General features: G+C 67.8%; 15 protein-coding genes. 11 read left to right on the top strand and 4 right to left on the bottom strand.

Annotated elements, in window-relative coordinates; genetic code table 11:
- Window position 1: 1 nt before the first annotated feature.
- From nuoF to EV652_RS15525, 11 genes are all read left to right on the top strand, one after another.
- Entirely contained in the window at window positions 2-1,303 is a 1,302-nt protein-coding gene (nuoF, locus tag EV652_RS15575; protein ID WP_132209845.1) for an NADH-quinone oxidoreductase subunit NuoF, read from the top strand.
- Window positions 1,300-3,729 carry an NADH-quinone oxidoreductase subunit G gene (locus EV652_RS15570; protein ID WP_132209844.1) on the top strand — a complete coding sequence of 810 codons (2,430 nt, stop codon included), beginning with the start codon at window positions 1,300-1,302 and terminating at the stop codon, window positions 3,727-3,729. Before nuoF ends, EV652_RS15570 begins: the two co-directional genes overlap by 4 nt.
- Entirely contained in the window at window positions 3,726-5,066 is a 1,341-nt protein-coding gene (gene nuoH / locus EV652_RS15565; protein ID WP_132209843.1) for an NADH-quinone oxidoreductase subunit NuoH, read from the top strand. Before EV652_RS15570 ends, nuoH begins: the two co-directional genes overlap by 4 nt.
- Window positions 5,059-5,613: an NADH-quinone oxidoreductase subunit NuoI gene (nuoI, locus tag EV652_RS15560; protein ID WP_242001793.1), complete on the top strand. Its 555-nt coding sequence runs from the start codon at window positions 5,059-5,061 to the stop codon at window positions 5,611-5,613. Before nuoH ends, nuoI begins: the two co-directional genes overlap by 8 nt.
- Complete coding sequence (locus EV652_RS15555; protein WP_132209841.1) at window positions 5,610-6,455, top strand: NADH-quinone oxidoreductase subunit J; 846 nt, start codon at window positions 5,610-5,612, stop codon at window positions 6,453-6,455. The genes nuoI and EV652_RS15555 overlap by 4 nt, the downstream gene beginning before the upstream one ends.
- Before the next feature lie 73 nt (window positions 6,456-6,528).
- Window positions 6,529-6,828, top strand: coding sequence for an NADH-quinone oxidoreductase subunit NuoK (gene nuoK, locus EV652_RS15550; RefSeq protein WP_130384807.1), 300 nt, complete (start codon window positions 6,529-6,531; stop codon window positions 6,826-6,828).
- A gap of 11 nt (window positions 6,829-6,839) precedes the next feature.
- A complete protein-coding gene (nuoL, locus tag EV652_RS15545; RefSeq protein WP_132209840.1) occupies window positions 6,840-8,711 on the top strand; it encodes an NADH-quinone oxidoreductase subunit L in 1,872 nt (623 codons plus the stop codon).
- A complete protein-coding gene (locus tag EV652_RS15540) occupies window positions 8,708-10,231 on the top strand; it encodes an NADH-quinone oxidoreductase subunit M (RefSeq protein ID WP_132209839.1) in 1,524 nt (507 codons plus the stop codon). Before nuoL ends, EV652_RS15540 begins: the two co-directional genes overlap by 4 nt.
- Window positions 10,228-11,817, top strand: coding sequence for an NADH-quinone oxidoreductase subunit NuoN (nuoN, locus tag EV652_RS15535; RefSeq protein WP_132209838.1), 1,590 nt, complete (start codon window positions 10,228-10,230; stop codon window positions 11,815-11,817). Before EV652_RS15540 ends, nuoN begins: the two co-directional genes overlap by 4 nt.
- Window positions 11,814-12,836: a polyprenyl synthetase family protein gene (locus EV652_RS15530; protein WP_132209837.1), complete on the top strand. Its 1,023-nt coding sequence runs from the start codon at window positions 11,814-11,816 to the stop codon at window positions 12,834-12,836. The genes nuoN and EV652_RS15530 overlap by 4 nt, the downstream gene beginning before the upstream one ends.
- Window positions 12,837-12,904: 68 nt before the next feature.
- Window positions 12,905-13,462, top strand: coding sequence for a hypothetical protein (locus EV652_RS15525; protein WP_132209836.1), 558 nt, complete (start codon window positions 12,905-12,907; stop codon window positions 13,460-13,462).
- 561 nt (window positions 13,463-14,023) lie between these two features.
- Here EV652_RS15525 and EV652_RS15520 read toward each other — a convergent pair.
- From EV652_RS15520 to EV652_RS15505, 4 genes are all read right to left on the bottom strand, one after another.
- On the bottom strand, window positions 14,024-15,946 hold the full coding sequence (locus tag EV652_RS15520) for an HNH endonuclease signature motif containing protein (protein WP_132209835.1): 1,923 nt from the start codon (window positions 15,944-15,946) through the stop codon (window positions 14,024-14,026).
- 219 nt (window positions 15,947-16,165) lie between these two features.
- Window positions 16,166-16,624, bottom strand: a complete 459-nt coding sequence (locus EV652_RS15515) for a cupin domain-containing protein (protein ID WP_132209834.1) — start codon at window positions 16,622-16,624, stop codon at window positions 16,166-16,168.
- 18 nt (window positions 16,625-16,642) lie between these two features.
- On the bottom strand, window positions 16,643-18,055 hold the full coding sequence (locus tag EV652_RS15510) for an MFS transporter (RefSeq protein ID WP_132209833.1): 1,413 nt from the start codon (window positions 18,053-18,055) through the stop codon (window positions 16,643-16,645).
- Between the two features lie 123 nt (window positions 18,056-18,178).
- Window positions 18,179-18,661, bottom strand: coding sequence for an RrF2 family transcriptional regulator (locus EV652_RS15505; protein ID WP_199238207.1), 483 nt, complete (start codon window positions 18,659-18,661; stop codon window positions 18,179-18,181).
- Between the last annotated feature and the right edge of the window lie 49 nt (window positions 18,662-18,710).

The raw sequence follows: 18,710 nt of genomic DNA, 5'->3' as shown, positions 1-18,710 counted from the left end.
CATGCTGACCCCGGTACTGTCCGACAACTGGGACCAGATCCGTTCCTGGCAGCTGGCGTCGTACCAGCGCTCCGGCGGGTACGACGCACTGCAGACCGCACTGCGGATGCAGCCGGCCGACGTAGTCACCGCGGTCAAGGACTCCGGTCTGCGCGGCCGTGGCGGCGCGGGCTTCCCGACCGGGATGAAGTGGTCGTTCATCCCGCAGGACAACCCGAAGCCGAAGTACCTGGTGGTGAACGCGGACGAGTCCGAGCCGGGTACCTGCAAGGACATCCCGCTGATGCTCGCCTCGCCGCACACGCTGGTCGAGGGCGTCATCATCGCGTCCTACGCGATCCGGGCGAGTACTGCGTTCATTTATGTCCGCGGTGAGGTGCTGCACGTGGTCCGCCGGCTGCAGCAGGCGGTCGAGGAAGCGAGGGCGGCCGGTTTCATCGGCACCAACATCCTCGGCAGCGGCTACGACCTGGACGTGATCGTGCACGCCGGCGCCGGTGCGTACATCTGCGGCGAGGAGACCGCGCTGCTCGACTCGCTCGAGGGCCGTCGCGGCCAGCCCCGGCTGCGTCCTCCGTTCCCGGCTGTGGCCGGTCTGTACGGCTGCCCCACAGTGATCAACAACGTCGAGTCGATCGCGTCAGTTCCCGCCATCATCAAGAACGGCGCGGACTGGTTCTCCTCGATGGGCACCGAGAAGTCCAAGGGCATGACGCTGTACTCGCTGTCCGGGCACGTCACCCGGCCGGGCCAGTACGAGGCGCCGATGGGCATCACGCTGCGGCAGTTGATCGACCTGGCCGGCGGTATCCGCGAGGGCCACGAGATGAAGTTCTGGACGCCGGGCGGGTCCTCGACTCCGCTGCTGACCGCTGAGCACCTCGACGTACCGCTGGACTACGAGGGCGTCGGGTCGGTCGGCTCGATGCTTGGCACGAAGGCGCTGCAGATCTTCGACGAGACCACCTGCGTGGTCCGCTCGGTGCTGCGGTGGACGGAGTTCTACAAGCACGAGTCCTGCGGCAAGTGCACGCCGTGCCGCGAAGGCACGTGGTGGCTGGTGCAGATCCTCGAGCGGCTGGAGCACGGCAAGGGAACCGAGGAGGACCTCGTCACCCTGCTCGATCTGTGCGAGAACATCACCGGCCGGTCGTTCTGTGCGCTGGCCGACGGTGCGACCGCGCCGATCACCAGCTCGATCCAGCACTTCAAGGACGAGTACCTGGCGCACTTCGAGAACGGCGGCTGCCCGTTCGACCCGATGGCAAGCACTGTCTTCGCTACCGCTGGAGCAAGCGCATGACGATCCAAGCGAACCCCCCGGCCGGGTCGGAGGTGGAGCGGACTGACCTGATCACCGTGACCATCGACGACATCGAGGTCAAGGTTCCGAAGAACACCCTGCTGATCCGGGCCGCGGAGCAGATCGGGATCCAGATCCCCCGGTTCTGCGACCACCCGCTGCTCGACCCGGTCGGCGCCTGCCGGCAGTGCCTGGTCGAGATCACCGACGCCGGGAACGGCCGGGGTATGCCGAAGCCGCAGGCCTCCTGCACGATCACCGTCGCCGACGGCATGGTGGTCCGGACCCAGGTGACCTCGCCGGTGGCGGACAAGGCGCAGCACGGGAACATGGAGTTCCTGCTGATCAACCACCCGCTGGACTGCCCGGTCTGCGACAAGGGCGGCGAGTGCCCGCTGCAGAACCAGGCGATGACCAACGGCCGTGGCGAGTCCCGGTTCACCGAGATCAAGCGGACCTACCCGAAGCCGATCAACATCTCGGCCGAGGTGCTGCTGGACCGCGAGCGCTGCGTGCTGTGTGCCCGCTGCACCCGGTTCTCCGAGCAGATCGCCGGTGACCCGTTCATCGCGCTGGTCGAGCGCGGTGCGCTGCAGCAGGTCGGCATCTACGAGAAGGAGCCGTTCGAGAGCTACTTCTCCGGCAACACCATCCAGATCTGCCCGGTGGGTGCGCTGACCAGCGCGGCGTACCGGTTCCGGTCCCGGCCGTTCGACCTGGTTTCGGTTCCGTCGGTGGCGGAGCACGACTCCTCCGGTGCGGCGATCCGGGTCGACTACCGGCGCGGCAAGGTGATGCGCCGGCTGGCCGGTGACGACCCGCAGGTGAACGAGGAGTGGATCTCCGACAAGGACCGGTTCGCGTTCAACTACGCGACCACCGGTGACCGGCTGACCCACCCGCTGATCCGCGAGGACGGCGAGCTGCGGCCGGCGTCCTGGCCGGAGGCGCTGACCTTTGCGGCGGAGAAGCTGACCGCGGCCCGCGGTAACGCGGCGGTGCTGACCGGCGGCCGGCTCACGGTCGAGGACTCCTACGCGTACTCGAAGTTCGCCCGGGTTGCCCTCGGCACCAATGACATCGACTTCCGGGCCCGGCCGCACTCCGCGGAGGAGGCGGACTTCCTCGCCGCCGCGGTGGCCGGCACCGGTTTGGGTACGACGTTCGGCGACCTGGAGAAGGCCGGATCGGTTCTGCTCGTCGGGTTCGAGCCCGAGGAGGAAGCGCCGTCGGTGTTCCTGCGGCTCCGCAAGGGCGTCCGCTCGCACGGCACCAAGGTCTTCACGGTCGCGGCCTACGGTTCGCGCGGTATCGAGAAGCTCGACGGTGTCGTCGTACAGGCGTCGCCGGGGACCGAGGCCGCCGTACTGGCCGATCTCGGCAATGCCGGTGAGACCGGAGCGGCCGCGCTGGCGTCGCTCGGGGCCGACTCGATCATCATCGTCGGCGAGCGGCTGGCCAGTGTGCCGGGCGGGTACTCGACCGCACTGCGGGTCGCGCTCGACACGGGTGCTCAGCTGGCCTGGATCCCGCGTCGTGCGGGTGACCGGGGCGCGCTCGAGGCGGGTTGCCTGCCGGGTCTGCTGCCCGGCGGCCGGCTGGTGTCCGACCCGCAGGCGCGGGTCGACATGCAGGCCGCGTGGGGTGTGGACGGCCTGCCGGCGACCGTCGGCCGGGACCTGACCGAGATCCTCGCCGCAGCCGGTTCGCTGCAGGCACTGGTGGTCGCGGGTGTCGAGATCGACGACCTGCCGGACCCGGCGGCGGCCCTGGCCGCGCTGGAGGCCGCGCCGTTCGTGGTCAGCTTCGAGGTCCGCAACTCCCAGGTCACCGAGCACGCCGATGTCGTCTTCCCGGTGGTTCCGCCGGCGGAGAAGGACGGCACCTTCATCAACTGGGAGGGTCGCGAGCGGCCGTTCCCGGTGGTGCTGAAGGTGCCGACCGCGATGCCCGACGTCCGCGCGCTGGCCGCGCTGGCGCAGGAGATGGACCGCTCGATCGGGTTCAGCACTCCGGCCGGTGCGAAGCGGGAGTTCGACGAGCTCGGCCGCTGGGACGGGGACCGCGCGCAGGAGCCGACGTACCAGGCCGGTCCGTCGCTCGGCGCGTTCGACTCCACCCGGCTGGCGACCTGGCGGATGCTGATCGACGACAGCCGCGCGAACGACGGCGAACCGCACCTGACCGCGACGGCCCGTACGCCGATCGCCCGGATCTCACTCACCACCGCGCGCCGGGTCGGTGTCGCCGATGGTGACGAGCTGGTGGTCAGCACCGACGCCGGGTCGATCCGGCTGCCGGTGGTGATCACGCCGATGGCCGACAACGTGGTGTGGCTGCCGGCCAACTCGGCCGACTCTCACGTCCGCCGGTCGCTGCACGCAGACCATGGCTCGATCGTGACGATCGCCGGAGGGAACGCATGAGTTTGGTGGCAGGTATCCCGCTCGCGACACCAGACGCCGGCGTCGGCAACGACGCCTGGTGGGTGGTCGGCCTCAAGGTGCTGCTGGTCTTCGTCTTCCTGATCGTGCTGACACTGTTCAACATCTGGTGGGAGCGCCGGGTGGTGGCCCGGATGCAGCACCGGATCGGCCCGAACGTGCACGGCCCGGCCGGTCTGCTGCAGTCGCTGGCCGACGGTATGAAGCTGATGTTCAAGGAAGACCTGATGCCCAAGGGCGTCGACAGGTTCGTCTTCGTCGCCGCACCGGTGATCGTGTCGATCCCGGCCTTCCTCACCTTCGCGGTGATCCCGTTCGGGCCGACGGTGAGGATCCCGTTCACCGACACCTACACCCGGCTGCAGATCACCGACCTGCCGGTCTCCGTGCTGTACGTGATGGCGGTCGCCTCGATCGGCATCTACGGCATCGTGCTCGGCGGCTGGTCGTCCAACTCGACGTACTCGCTGCTCGGCGGTCTGCGCTCCAGCGCCCAGATGATCTCCTACGAGGTCGGCATGGGCCTGGCGCTGGTGACGGTGTTCCTGTTCGCCGGGTCGATGTCCACCTCGGAGATCGTCGCGGCGCAGGGCTCGAACCAGTCGATCAACCTGTTCGGCGCGGACATCCCGATCCCGGGCTGGTACGCGTTCTTGTTGTTCCCGTCGTTCGTGATCTACGTGATCTCGATGATCGGCGAGACCAACCGGGCGCCGTTCGACCTGCCGGAGGCCGAGGGCGAGCTGGTGGCCGGCTTCCTGACCGAGTACTCGTCGATGAAGTACGCGATGTTCTTCCTGGCCGAGTACATCAACATGGCGACCGTGTCGGCGCTGGCGACCACGCTGTTCCTGGGCGGCTGGCGGGCTCCCTGGCCGATCTCGATCTGGGACGGCGCGAACTCCGGCTACTGGCCGGTGCTGTGGTTCGTCGGCAAGATGATGTGCTTCATCTTCTTCTACATCTGGCTGCGCGGAACGCTGCCGCGGCTGCGCTACGACCAGTTCATGAAGCTGGGCTGGAAGATCCTGATCCCGGTCTCGCTGGGCTGGATCCTGCTGGTCGCCACCGTCCGCGCGGTCGGCCGGGAGACCACCTTCAGCCGGACGACGCTGCTGGTGGCCGCGGGTGTGGTCCTGCTGATCGCGGTGATCACCATGTTCATCCCGCAGAAGCCCAAGCCAGAGAAGACCACCGAGGACGACCGGGCGAAGGACTTCGACGCCTTCGCCGGCGGCTACCCGGTGCCCCCACCGCTCGTTCACACGCCGAGCCGAAGCGAGACTGACACCCGTAGCAAGGAAGGCAGCCGTGGCTAGTGTCAAGGAATCCCTCTGGGATCCGGTAGCCGGGTTCGGAGTCACCTTCCGGACGATGTTCCGGAAGGTGTTCACCGAGCAGTACCCGTTCGAGAAGAAGCCGACCGCGCCACGCTTCCACGGCCGTCACCAGCTGAACCGCTGGCCGGACGGTCTGGAGAAGTGCATCGGCTGCGAGCTGTGCGCGTGGGCCTGCCCGGCGGACGCGATCTACGTCGAAGGCGCGGACAACGCGGACGACGCGACCGGCCGCTTCTCCCCGGGTGAGCGCTACGGCCGGGTGTACCAGATCAACTACCTGCGCTGCATCCTCTGCGGTCTGTGCATCGAGGCCTGCCCGACCCGGGCGCTCACCATGACCAACGAGTACGAGCTGGCCGACCGCAGCCGCGAGTCCCTCATCTACGAGAAGAAGGACCTGCTGGCGCCGCTGCTGCCGGGGATGCAGGAGCCGCCGCACGAGATGCAGCTCGGCTCCACCGAGAAGGACTACTACCTCGGACTGACCGGTGCCGCCGCACCGGCCGAGGGTGGTGACGGCAAATGATGCCGCTCGTCACCGGCGCCGGCGTGGCGTTCTGGATGCTCGCGCCGATCATGGTGCTGGCCGCGATCGCGATGGTGCTGGTCCGCAAGGCGGTGCACTCCGCACTGCTGCTGGCCACCGTGATGATCTGCCTGGCCATCCAGTACGCCGCTCTGGACGCGCCGTTCCTGTTCGCCGTACAGATCATCGTCTACACCGGCGCGATCCTGATGCTGTTCCTGTTCGTGCTGATGCTGGTCGGTGTGGACGCGAGCGACTCCCTGGTGGAGACGATCCGCGGCCAGCGGCTGCTGGCCGGACTGGCGTTCCTCGGCTTCGCGATCCTGTTGGTCGCGGCCGTCGGCAACGCGGTGTACGGCAACCCGACCGGGCTGGCCGACGCGCAGCCGGACGGCAACCCGCAGGCGATCGCGCAGCTGCTGTTCGGCAAGTATGTGTTCGCCTTCGAGGTGACCTCGGCGCTGCTGATCACCGCGGCACTCGGCGCGATGATGCTGGCCCACCGGGAGCGGCTGACCAAGAAGCGGACCCAGCGCGACCACGCCGAGGACCGGATCCGCAAGTACGCCGAGTCCGGCGTACACCCCGGTCCGCTGCCGACGCCCGGCGTACTGGCCCGGCACAACGCCGTCGACACGCCGGCGCTGCTGCCGGACGGGTCGATCGCACCGACCTCGGTTTCGCGGGTGCTGCAGGCACGTGGCACCGTGTTCCCCGAGAACGAGGAGCGCGACGAGGTCGACAAGGTCCGCGAGATCAGTGAAGGCGATCCCGGTGACCAGGTCCCGTCCGAGCCCGAGAGCACGGATCTTTCCGGGTATGGCGAAGGAGACAAGCTGTGAGCGAGCGGAGCGAGCGAGCCATTCAACACAGCACCCATTGGTCTTGTCTGACCGGAGCGAAGCGAGGTCGGGCATGACCACCGAGCCGTATATCGTGCTCGCGGCGATCTTGTTCAGCATCGGCGCGCTGGGTGTGCTGGTGCGCCGTAACGCCATCGTCGTCTTCATGTGTGTCGAGCTGATGCTGAACGCAACCAACCTCGCGTTCGTCAGTTTCGCCCGCCAGCACGGCAACCTGGACGGTCAGATCGCCGCCTTCTTCGTGATGGTGGTGGCCGCGGCCGAGGTCGTGATCGGGCTGGCGATCATCATGGCCATCTTCCGCACCCGTCGCTCGGCCTCGGTCGACGACGCCAACCTGCTCAAGTACTGAGGTAAGCACCGATGAGTCATGAGCTGACGTGGCTGCTGATCGCGGTCCCGGCCCTGTCCGCGGCGATCCTGCTGCTGGGTGGCAAAGCCACCAACGCGTGGGGTCACCTGCTGGGCACGCTGGCGCCGCTGATCTCCTTCGCCTTCGGCGTCGTGCTGTTCGTCCAGATGCAGGGCCTCGGCAGCGAGGAGCGGTCCGAGACCATCCGGCTGTTCGAGTGGTTCTCGGTCGGCGATGTCACGGTCAACTTCAGCCTGCTGATCGACCCGCTGTCGATCCTGTTCGTGCTGCTGATCACCGGTGTGGGTTCGCTGATCCACATCTACTCGATCGGCTACATGGAGCACGACCCGCGGCGGCGCCGGTTCTTCGGGTACCTGAACCTGTTCATCGCGGCGATGCTGCTGCTGGTCCTCGCCGCCGACTACCTGGTGGTGTTCGTCGGCTGGGAGGGCGTCGGCCTGGCGTCGTACCTGCTGATCGGGTTCTGGCAGCACAAGAACTCCGCCGCGGTCGCCGCGAAGAAGGCGTTCGTGGTGAACCGGGTCGGTGACATCGGCCTCTCGCTCGCGGTGATGAGCATGTGGGCGCTGTTCGGCTCGTCCGCCTTCACCACCGTGGACGCCGGCGCCGAGCAGCTGTCCAGCACCTGGGCCACACTGCTCGGCCTGATGCTGCTGCTGGCGGCCTGCGGCAAGTCCGCGCAGGTGCCGCTGCAGTCCTGGCTGCTGGACGCGATGGAGGGCCCGACCCCGGTGTCGGCGCTGATCCACGCGGCGACCATGGTCACCGCGGGCGTCTACCTGGTGGTCCGCTCGAGCGCGATCTACGAGGTCACCGACGCCGCGTCCACCGCGGTGGTGATCGTCGGTACGGTGACCGCGCTGACCGGTGCGATCATCGGTTGCGCCAAGGACGACATCAAGAAGGCGCTGGCCGGTTCGACGATGAGCCAGATCGGCTACATGATGATCGCCGCGGGTCTCGGCCCGGTGGGTTACGCCTTCGCGATCTTCCACCTGCTCACGCACGGCTTCTTCAAGGCCAACATGTTCCTCGGTGCCGGCTCGGTGATGCACGGCATGAACGACGACGTGAACATGCGGCACTATGGCGGTCTGCGCAAGTACATGAAGGTCACCTTCGTGACGTTCGCCTTCGGTTACCTGGCGATCCTCGGCATCCCGCCGTTCTCCGGCTTCTTCAGCAAGGACCACATCATCGAGGTGGCCTTCGCGGAGAACACCGTGGTCGGTCTGTGTGCGCTGATCGGCGCCGGCATCACCGGGTTCTACATGACCCGGCTGATGATGATGACCTTCTTCGGCGAGAAGCGCTGGGAGAAGGACGTGCACCCGCACGAGTCGCCCAACGTGATGACCGGTCCGCTGATCATCCTGGCGATCCTCTCGCTGGTCGGCGGCGCGCTCTACTTCGTCAACCACTGGATCGTCACCTGGCTGGAGCCGGTGACCGGTTTCGAGGAAGCCCATCCGCCGCTCAGCGCGCTGGCGATGACGCTGATCATCCTCGCGACCGTGATCGTCGGCGCTGCCATCGGTGTCGTGCAGTTCCGCCGGGACATCCCGCGCGAGGCGCCCGTCCGGGTTTCGCCGGTCACCACCTTCGCCCGCCGTGACCTGTACGGCGACGCGCTGAACGAGGCGGTCCTGATGCGCCCGGGCCAGTACCTCACCCGGACCCTGGTCTGGCTGGACAACCGCGGTGTGGACGGCCTGGTGAACGGGCTGGCCGCGCTGTTCGGCGGTCTGTCCGGCCGGCTCCGCCGGTTCCAGACGGGCTTCGTCCGTTCCTACGCACTCAGCATGGTCTTCGGCGCCGCATTCGTGGTCGTCGCCCTCCTCGCGGTGAGGTTGTCGTGAACATCGGTTGGCTGACCCTGTTACTGCTCCTGCCGTTCGTCGGGGCACTGGCGACGATGCTGGTGCCCAAAGCGAAGGTGCTGCTGGCCAAGCAGGTCGCCCTCGGCTTCTCGCTCGTCACCCTGGTGCTGATGGCGATCATCGCGATCGGCTACCAGCAAAACGGTGCCGCGGACTACGCCGAGACGCACACCTGGATCCAGCCGTTCGGTGCGTACTTCGCACTCGGTCTCGACGGCGTCGGCGTCGTACTGCTGGTGCTGACCGCGCTGCTCACCCCGATCGTGCTGATCGCGTCCTGGAACGACGCGCAGGACGGCCGCTGGTCGGAGAAGTCCTTCTTCGCCTGGATCCTGGGCCTGGAGGCGCTGTCGCTCGGCGTGTTCGCCGCCACCGACGTGTTCCTGTTCTACGTGCTGTTCGAGGCCACGCTGATCCCGATGTACTTCCTGATCGGTGGCTTCGGCGGTGCACAGCGCTCGTACGCCGCGGTGAAGTTCCTGCTCTACTCGCTGCTCGGCGGTCTGCTGATGCTGGCGTCGGTGGTCGGGCTGTACGTGCTGTCGTCCCAGGCCGGTGACCCGTCGTACCTGCTCACCGATCTGATGAAGCTGGACATCAGCCAGAACACCGAGCGGTGGCTGTTCCTCGGCTTCTTCTTCGCCTTCGCGGTGAAGGCGCCGATGGTGCCGTTCCACACCTGGCTGCCGGACGCCGCCGCCGAGGCGACACCGGGTACCTCGGTGCTGCTGGTCGGCGTCCTGGACAAGATCGGCACCTTCGGGATGATCCGGTTCTGCCTGGGCCTGTTCCCGAACGCGTCCGAGTGGGCCACGCCGGTCGTCCTGGTGCTGGCCCTGATCTCGGTGCTGTACGGCGCCCTGGTGGCGATCGGCCAGACCGACATCAAGCGGCTGATCGCCTACACCTCGATCTCGCACTTCGGCTTCATCGTGATGGGGATCTTCGCGCTGACGTCGCAGGGCCTGACCGGGTCGACGCTCTACATGTTCAACCACGGTCTGTCGACGGCGGCGCTGTTCCTGGTTGCCGGGTACCTGATCTCCCGGCGCGGGTCCGCGCGGATCGCCGACTACGGCGGGGTGGAGAAGGTGGCACCGGTGCTGGCCGGCACGTTCCTGTTCGCCGGTCTGTCCAGCCTGGCGCTGCCCGGTCTGTCGCCGTTCATCTCCGAGTTCATGGTGCTGGCCGGGACGTTCAGCCGGCACAAGACGCTCGCGGTGATCGCCGTCCTCGGTATCGTGCTGGCCGCGCTCTACATCCTGATCATGTACCAACGCCTGATGACCGGGCCGGTCCGCGACGGGATCGAGAAACTGAAGGACCTGAACGTGCGCGAGGTGCTCGCGATCGCGCCGCTCGTCGTACTGATCATCGGCCTGGGGATCTTCCCGAAGCCGGTGGTGGACATCATCAAGCCGGCGGTGGAGTCGACGATGCAGCACGTCGGCGTGACTGACAAGGCTCCGGAGATCCCCGTGACGGAGGGACAGAAGTGATCGCGCAGATTCTGCCGCTGGCGGACTTCACCGCGCCCAAGATCGAGTACGGCGAACTCGCGCCGCTGCTCGTGGTCTTCGGTGCCGCCTGCGTCGGCGTACTGGTCGAGGCCTTCCTGCCCCGGCAGTTGCGGCACGCGGCCCAGCTGGCGATCACGGTGGTGTCCGTCGTCGTTGCGGGTGTGCTGGCCGCCATGCTGATCAACGAGAACAAGGAAATGATCGCGGCGCAGGGTGCGATCTCCGTCGACGGCCCGGCGCTGTTCACCTGGGTCCTACTGCTCGCGCTGACACTGATCAGCGTGCTGCTCTTCGCCGAGCGGTCGGTCGACGGCGGGCTGTCCGCGTTCGCCGGCCAGGCGGCCGCCGTACCGGGGTCCGAGGCCGAGCGTGAGGGTACGGCGGCCAGGGTCGAGCACACCGAGATCTTCCCGCTGACGCTGTTCGCGGTCGGCGGCATGATGCTGTTCGCGTCGGCCAACGACCTGCTGCTCCTGTTCGTCGCGCTCGAGGTGTTCTCGCTGCCGCTGTACCTGCTCTGCGGGCTGGCCCGGCGTCGCCGGTTGATCTCGCAGGAAGCGGCGATGAAGTACTTCCTGCTCGGTGCGTTCGCGTCGGCCTTCCTGCTGTTCGGGATCGCGCTGCTCTACGGGTACGCCGGAACGATGTCGCTGGGCGGGATCGCGGACGAGTTGGCGACCCAGACCAGCGGCGACGCGATCCTGCTGGCCGGGACCGGCCTGCTGGGTGTCGGCCTGCTGTTCAAGGTGGGCGCCGTACCGTTCCACTCCTGGACCCCGGACGTCTACCAGGGTGCGCCGACGCCGATCACCGGTTTCATGGCGGCCTGCACCAAGATCGCCGCGTTCATCGGGCTGATGCGGGTCTTCTACGTCGCGCTCGGAGGCACCCGCTGGGACTGGGCGCCGATGATGTGGATCGTTGCCATCCTGACCATGGTGGTCGGCTCGATCGTCGCGATCACCCAGACCGACGTGAAGCGGATGCTGGCCTACTCCTCGATCGCGCACGCGGGCTTCCTGCTGACCGCTTTCGTGGGCCTCGCCGAGGCCGGCAACGGCGTCCTCAACGGGATCACCTCGACCCAGGCGGTGCTGTTCTACCTGGTCACCTACGGGTTCCCGACCCTCGGCGCCTTCGCCGTCGTCACGCTGGTGCGGGACGCGGGCGGCGAGGCGACCCACCTGTCCCGCTGGGCCGGACTGGGCAAGAAGTCGCCGCTGCTGGCCGGCATCTTCGCCTTCTTCCTGCTCTCCTTCGCCGGTATCCCGCTGACCGCGGGCTTCACCGGCAAGTGGGCGGTGTTCACCGCGGCGTGGACCGGCGGCGCGTGGCCGCTGGTCGTGGTCGCGGTGCTGTGCAGCTTGATCGCCGCGTTCTTCTACGTCCGGGTGATCGTGCTGATGTTCTTCTCCGACCTCCCGGCCGACGCGCCGGACGTGGCCCTGCCCGGGTGGCAGACCACGACCGCCGTCGCCCTCGGTCTCGCCGCCACCGTGGTTCTCGGCCTGGTTCCCGGACCGGTGCTCGACCTGGCGGCCCGCGCGGGTGAGTTCATCCGTTGAGTCCGACCCCGCTGCCGGCCGAGAGCCTGGGCTTCGCGTTCGCCGATGAGGCGCTCGAAGCCCGGGTTCGTGCTGGCCTGCAGTCGGTCGAGCAGGTACTGCGCGAATCGACCCAGTCCGAGGCGCCGTTCGTCACCGCGGCGGCGCAGCACGTCATGGTTGCCGGTGGCAAGCGGTTCCGGCCTCTGCTGGTCCTGCTGGCGGCCGAGTTCGGGCCGGAGCCGGCGTCTGACGACGTGGTGAAGGCGGCCGTGGTGGTCGAGCTGACCCACGTCGCCACCCTGCACCACGACGACGTGATGGACGAGGCCGCGCTCCGGCGTGGCTCGGCCACCGCGAACGCCGCCTGGGACAACTCGGTCGCCATCCTGTCCGGCGACTGGCTGTTCGCCCGCGCCTCCGACCTGGTCGCCGACCTCGGCCCGGAGGCGGTCCGGATCCAGGCCCGCACCTTCGGCCGGCTGGTCGAGGGCCAGATCCGCGAAACCCTCGGCGTCGGCGAGGGCCAGGACCCGCTGGCCCATTACCTGTCCGTCGTCTCCGACAAGACCGGCTCGCTGATCGCGACGTCCGCTCTCTTCGGTGCCCGGTACGCCGGTGCGCCCGATGAGGTGCAGGAGTCACTGCGCGCCTTCGGCGAGGAGATCGGCGTGGCCTTCCAGCTCGCCGACGACATCCTCGACATCGCCTCGGCGTCGGACCAGTCCGGCAAGACCCCGGGCACGGACCTCCGCGAGGGCGTCCCGACCCTGCCGGTGCTGATCTTCCGCGCCCAGGCGGACCCCTCCCGGCCGGACGACGCTCGCCTGCTCGAGCTCCTCGACTCCGACCTCTCCGACGACGCGCGTCTGACCGAGACCCTCGAGCTTCTCCGCGCGCATCCGGCCTTCCGCCAGGCCGAGGACGACGTACGCCGCCGGGCCACCGACGCCCGCAAACTCCTCTCCGCCCTCCCCGAAGGCCCCGCCCGCCAAGCCCTCGACTCCCTCTGCGACCTAGTAGCCACCCGCTCGGTCTGAAAGGGCTTTGAAAGCGTCTCGTGATGCGCTGTCGGCCTTGAGGTCGGTGGCGGGTTGGAGGTGCTGGGATGAGCACAGCAGAAGTCAGGGAACGGCCCTGGGTCGTGCGGCGGTGGCCGGCCGTGGCGGGGGTGGCGATGGCTGCCTTTGCTGGGATCGGGATCTCGAGTGGTGCCGAGGTCGCGGCGATCGTGACAGCGTCCGGATTCGTCTATCTCGGCTCGGCCGCGCTACAGCGGCGGAAGGCTGCCTGGCCGGTGTTCGCGATCAGCTTCGTGGTGGTCGGGCTCGGCTCCAACGTCCCCGGCATCAACGCCACCTGGTGGATGGTCGCCCTCGCGGCCGCCCTCATCGTGTACGGCGTGACGCGTGGAGCTCTCCGCCCGTCGTGGGGAGTCCCGCTACAAGCCGTCGCCTTGGCGGTCTGTGCCGCCGCTGCGCTCGTCGCGGCCGACGCGAATCAGACCTTGGCCGGAGTGGTCGTCGCTGCAGGCCTCTTCGCCCACACAGCCTGGGACATCTACCACCACCGCACCCAGCGCGTCGTCGTACGCTCAATGGCCGAGTTCTGCGCCGTTCTTGACACGCTGCTGGCCGTAATCGTCCTCGCCGTCACGTTTGCCTAGAAGACCTGCTCGCGGCGCGCTGCGTGGGGCGCTGCCGTCCGGGTCGTAGAGGTGACGCGCGAGCCATCCTGCCCAAACGAACTGGCAGGGTGAGGGGTTCGGCGCGGTGCGGCCGGATCCGGCGCGGCGGTCGTAGCCCAGGGCAACCACTCGCCTGCCCCTCGCCGAGTGCCGTGGCCTTGCGCTGCCACTGCGTGAAGTCGGCGATCGGGTTGAGCTCCGGGATCGGCGACGCCGACGAGAGCTCCTTCTCCTGCCACTGCGTGAGGCCGGCGATCGGTCGAGCTCCGGGTCGTCCGTGTCCGGATGCCCTCGGACCGCAATGACCGGGCCAGGTCCTGGGAGTCGACCGCGCAGATCAGCTGTCGTTCGTCCAGGACCTGCGGTTGAAGCTGTCCGAGCGGCGGGTCGGTGGTTGACGGGGAGGTGGAGCAGGGGTGGTCGGAACGGCCGGTCGGCGGTGGCGCACGAGCCGGGGCGATGGGCGAGTCAGGGGACCGGGCTGCAGGTGGGTGCGGGAGGTCGGGCTGGCGATCGGTCAGGGAAGGTCGGGGTGGTGGGTCAGGCAGACCGGGGCAGCGGCGGAGCTGGGGTAGTGGTGGGCGGGGGAAATGGCGCAGGGGTGGGTGGGGGAGGTGAGGCAGGGGTGGGTGGGGACGGCGGTGTGGTGGGGTCGGTGGGCGGGGTGGTGGCTTGTCCGGGGGAATGGGGCGGGGTGGGGTTGGTGGGTGGGGTGGGGTCGCCCCAGATTGCTTGGCGGGCGGCGTCTGGTGTGGTTTCGCGGTGTCGGGTGGTGGTGGGCGTCCAGGTGCGTCCGGTGGTGTCTGGGGAGTTGTTGGTTGGGTTGTGGTGGATGGGTGGTTTGTAGGTGTTGGGTGGGATGGGGTCGGGGTTGGCCCAGCCGGGGCGGGTGACGTGGACGACGTCGTTGATGATTTGGATGTGCCAGTGGCCGGTGTGGAGGTCGATGTGGTGGCGTTTGCAGAGTAGGACGAGGTTGGAGACGCTGGTGTTTCCGCCGTCGATCCAGTGCACGAGGTGGTGGGCTTCGCATTGGATGGGTGGGGCGCCGCAGACGACGCAGCCGCGGTCGCGGGCGTTGAGTGCGAGTCGCATGGGTGCGGTGATGAGGCGTTTGGTGGTGCCGACGTCGAGTGGTTGGGATTTGGTGCCGAGGACGACGGGGAGGGCTTGGGCGTCGCAGGCCAGGCGGCGGACGGCGGCTGCGGACAGGTCGTCGCCGAAGACGGTCTGGCCGGTCGCGTCGGCGGTCGCGGCTTTGAGGGCGTGGTAGTCGATGGTGATGGTCAGGTGGGCCTTCGGACCGTGCCCGGGAATGTACTGACCGAACGTGTCGTGACTCGATGTGGCTTGCTGGGCGGGGCTGTCGACCGGTGGCATGTCTTCACGGGCGGTGTGGTCGGAGTCGCCAGCAGCGCCGATGCTGTCGCCTTCGTCAGGGGGTGCGTCCGTGCGGGCGCTCGTGCCGGTCGAGGCGCTGCCGCGGGTGGATCCATCCGGATGGCTCGCTGGGCTGTGATGATCCCCGGCGTTGCCTGTCGTCTGGCGATCGGCGGTGTTGGTCGTGCTGCGGTTGTCGGTGGTGGTTGTCGTACTGGTTGCGGTGGTGTGGGTGATGGTGGCTGCGGTGTTGAGGAGGGTGGTGAGGGCGTCGGCTTGGCGTTTGTCGCGGGGGCGGGGGTCGGGGTGGCCGTCGATGGTTTTGTGGGGTTTGGCGCCGCTGTGGATGAGGGTGCGGAGGAGTTCGGCGTTTTCGTTGGCCAGGTAGCCGCCGAACTTGACGCCGTTGTCGGCGGGTTTGAGGGTGAGGGATTCGCGGTGGTAGGCGCGGTTTTCGTCGGGTTCGGGGCCGTCGGGGTCGAGGATGTTGCGCATGCGGTGGGCGGCGTGGCGGAGTTGGCTGGGGGTGAAGGTGCGGGCCAGGTTGACGAGTTGGCGTTCGGCGGCGTCGAGGTTCTCGACCGGGACGGTGTCGGAGACCTTGTCCAGGGCGGACACGATGGCAGCCGCCTGGGCGGGGTGCATCGGGCGACCCCGTCCGGTGTGTTTGGTGCTGCCGGCCCCATCATCGGCGCGGTCAGTGCCATCGGCCTGGTCAGTGTCTTCGGCCTGGTCGGGGTCTTCGGGCTGGTTGGGGTCGGCGGGTGCGTCGGGGGTGGGCGCGCCGGGGAATGGGGTGGCGGGGTCGGGGAGGGCGGCGGCGATGGCTTGGTACTTGGCCAGGGATTTGGCGAGGCGAAGGTCGCGGCGTGCCTCGACTGCGTCGATGCGGTAGCGCGTGGACAGGAACCGGGCGGTGTCGCCGGCGCCGATGTCGTTGGCGTAGCCGGAGGCGTCGAGGTCGCCGACGAGGTGGAGGTAGTAGGTCTTCAACCTGTTGATCTCGGCGACGGCCGCGTCGAGGCGCGACAGCTTCTCGCTGTCGGTCATCGACCAGGCGGGTCGTTCGCCGAGGATCTCCATGCCGACCACCCTAGGCATCCCCACCGACAGTTCTCAAACCGAGAATCCCCTTATTTTCAAGGGATTCTTGTCCACAGGCTTCGTCCCCTGGTTGTCCACAGACAGCAAGACGCGTGCGCAGCAAGGCCGAGATCTGGTAGGCGCGCCGGGGCTCCGGCTCTTCCGCTAGACAGCTGCGACAGTGCCCAGCCGGGTGAGGGGCCGGCTGGGCAGTCTGGGCTAGCGGGTTTGCCAGGTGGGGCTTTCTACGTAGTGGTTGTCGTAGAGGTCGCTGGTCTTGGCTAGTTCGGCGGGCGGGGTTTCGCCTCGGTAGACGGACTCGAGGAGGCGGTAGTAGTCGAAGCGGGGTTTGGCGTGGGTGAGGACGAAGAGGACTTCGGTGTCGGAATCGCCGGCGGCTTCGAAGGCGTGCGGAGTGTTCGGCGGTACGACGAGGAAGTCGCCCTGGTTCAGCAGGATGATGTCGTCGCCGGTCAGGACGCGGAGGGAGCCGGTCAAAACGAAGAAGAGTTCAGAGGCCTCCTTGTGCTGGTGCGGGGGAGCGCCTTCCTTGCCAGGCTTGAAGATCGAGCGGTGGCTGGTCAGGTGGCCGCCGGTGTCGGGGACGTCGGCGAAGAGGGTGACGCCGCTTGCGGGCAGGGTCTCGGCGTCGGTGGCGCGGATCAGTACAGGCTTCATGGTTGAGCTCCTGGTGAGTTAGTTGCTGACGGCATCGACGAGTGCCGGTGCCGGAGTCTTGCGGGCGGTGAGGGCCAGTGCGGCGGTGAGGATGATGCCGCCGGCGGTGAGGAGTACGGCGACGCGGAGGCCGTGAGTGGTGGCGGTTCGGAGGGCGTCACCGGTGAGACCGTCGACGCCTTGGTTGGCGATCGCGACCAGGATGGCGAGGCCGACTGCGTTGCCGATCTGCTGACCGGTCGACGCCATCCCGGATCCAATGCCCTGGTACTCGTTGGCGACACCTGTGGACGCCGCGGCGTACATGATGGTGAAAGAACTGCCCTGGCCGAGTCCCAGGATCAACAGTCCTGGGATGAGTACGGCGTACGACGCGCTGGTCGACAGGCCGAATCCCAGGAGTGCCGTGCCCACGGCGCCAACTCCGAGGCTGATGGCCAACGTCAGATGCAGTCCGAAGCGGGTCGCCAGCCGACCGCCGAGGTTGGCGCCGACGAAGATCGCGACTGTCGGGACGAGATACGCGAGCCCGGTCTGCAAAGCGCTGTATCCGTGTACGTCCTGGAAGTAGACGGTCTCGAAGTACAGCAACGGTCCGAACGTCGCAGCGAACAGAGTGATGACAGCAACGCCGGTCCGCAGGTTCCGGATCCCCAGCAATCGCAGTGGCATCAACGGATCCGCCGACCGGATCTCGATCAGTGCAAAGACAGCCAGCAGTACGACGCCGACGACAGCAGCCGGCACACTCAGCCCACTCCATCCGGTCGCCGGACCTTGGACCAGGGCGAACACGATCGACGTGATCCCCGCCGTTGCAGTCACCGCACCTGGTACGTCGAACCGGCGGTCACTCCGCGCGGACGCATCTGTCGGAATCAGCAGCAGTCCGGCGACCACACCAACCGCGGCCAGCGGGACGTTGACGAAGAACACGGCCGGCCACCCGAAGGACTGCGTCAGTACTCCGCCGAGCAGCGAGCCGAGCGCCATTCCGCTGCCACCGGCGGCGCCCCAGATCGAGAACGCGCGGTTGCGTTCCCGCCCTTCGGCGAAGAGAGTGCCGATCAGCGACAGTACGGCGGGTGCCAGGACCGCACCGCCGAAGCCTTGGACCGCACGGGCTCCGACCAGCAACTCGGGTGAGGTCGCGAACCCGCCGGCCAGCGACGAAACGCCGTACAGGAAGAGGCCGAGGGTGAACATGCGGCGACGGCCGAGCAGGTCGGACATCCGGCCGCCGAGGAGCAGGAAGCCGCCGAACGCGACGGCGTAGCCGCTGACCACCCATTGCAGGTTGTGGGCGGCGAAACCGAGTTCACGGCCGATGTCGGGGACGGCGACGAACACGATGGTGTAGTCGATCGCGATGATCAGCTGGGCGAAGGCAAGCAGTGCCAGGACCAGGGACTTATTATGGATATTCAACATCCAGAATCAACTCCGGCGGAAGTGTTGAAGGAGCAAGAAGGGGAGGTGGTGGCGGAAGTGTTGAAGAAACAAGGAGGGAAGGAGGCAGGAAGAAGCGTGAGGAGGACTCAGGTAGAGCTGGAGTCAGGATTTGAGGTTGGCGAACCAGCGGCGGGCGTTCTCGGGGGCGGCGGGGAACTGTTCCTCGACCCGGGTGACGATGTCGGCGATGGACTGGCCGGCCAGTTCGCGTCGGTAGTTGAGCTCCGCCGCCCGCATCGCCTGCGACACCAGGCAGATCTTGCGGTAGTCGGCGTGCGGATCGGCGCCCGGACCGTCCTTCAGGATCTCGGCGCACCGGAACGCATCGTCGCCGCCGTCGATCGCGACCACGATGTCGAGCAGGCTGATGTTGCGCGGATCCCGGGCGAGCTGGAAGCCGCCCTTGGGTCCGGAGACGGACGACAGGATGCCGGCCCGGGTGAGTGCCTGGAGCTGCTTGTTCAGGTACGCCGTGGGGAGGTCGTAGAAGGCGGCGAGTCGTTTGGCGGTCACCGCCTCGCCGGGCACCCAGCTGAGGTTCACGCAGCTGTGCATCGCCCACTCGACGCCTTCGTTCATCTTCATATTCTGGATACTAGACATCCTGAATAGCCACAGTCAAGAGGCCCGGCGC

This window comes from Kribbella steppae (assembly GCF_004342025.1).
Taxonomy (GTDB): Bacteria; Actinomycetota; Actinomycetes; order Propionibacteriales; family Kribbellaceae; genus Kribbella; species Kribbella steppae.
Note: the sequence above shows the minus strand (reverse complement) of the source record. Positions and strands in the feature narration are given on the sequence as shown.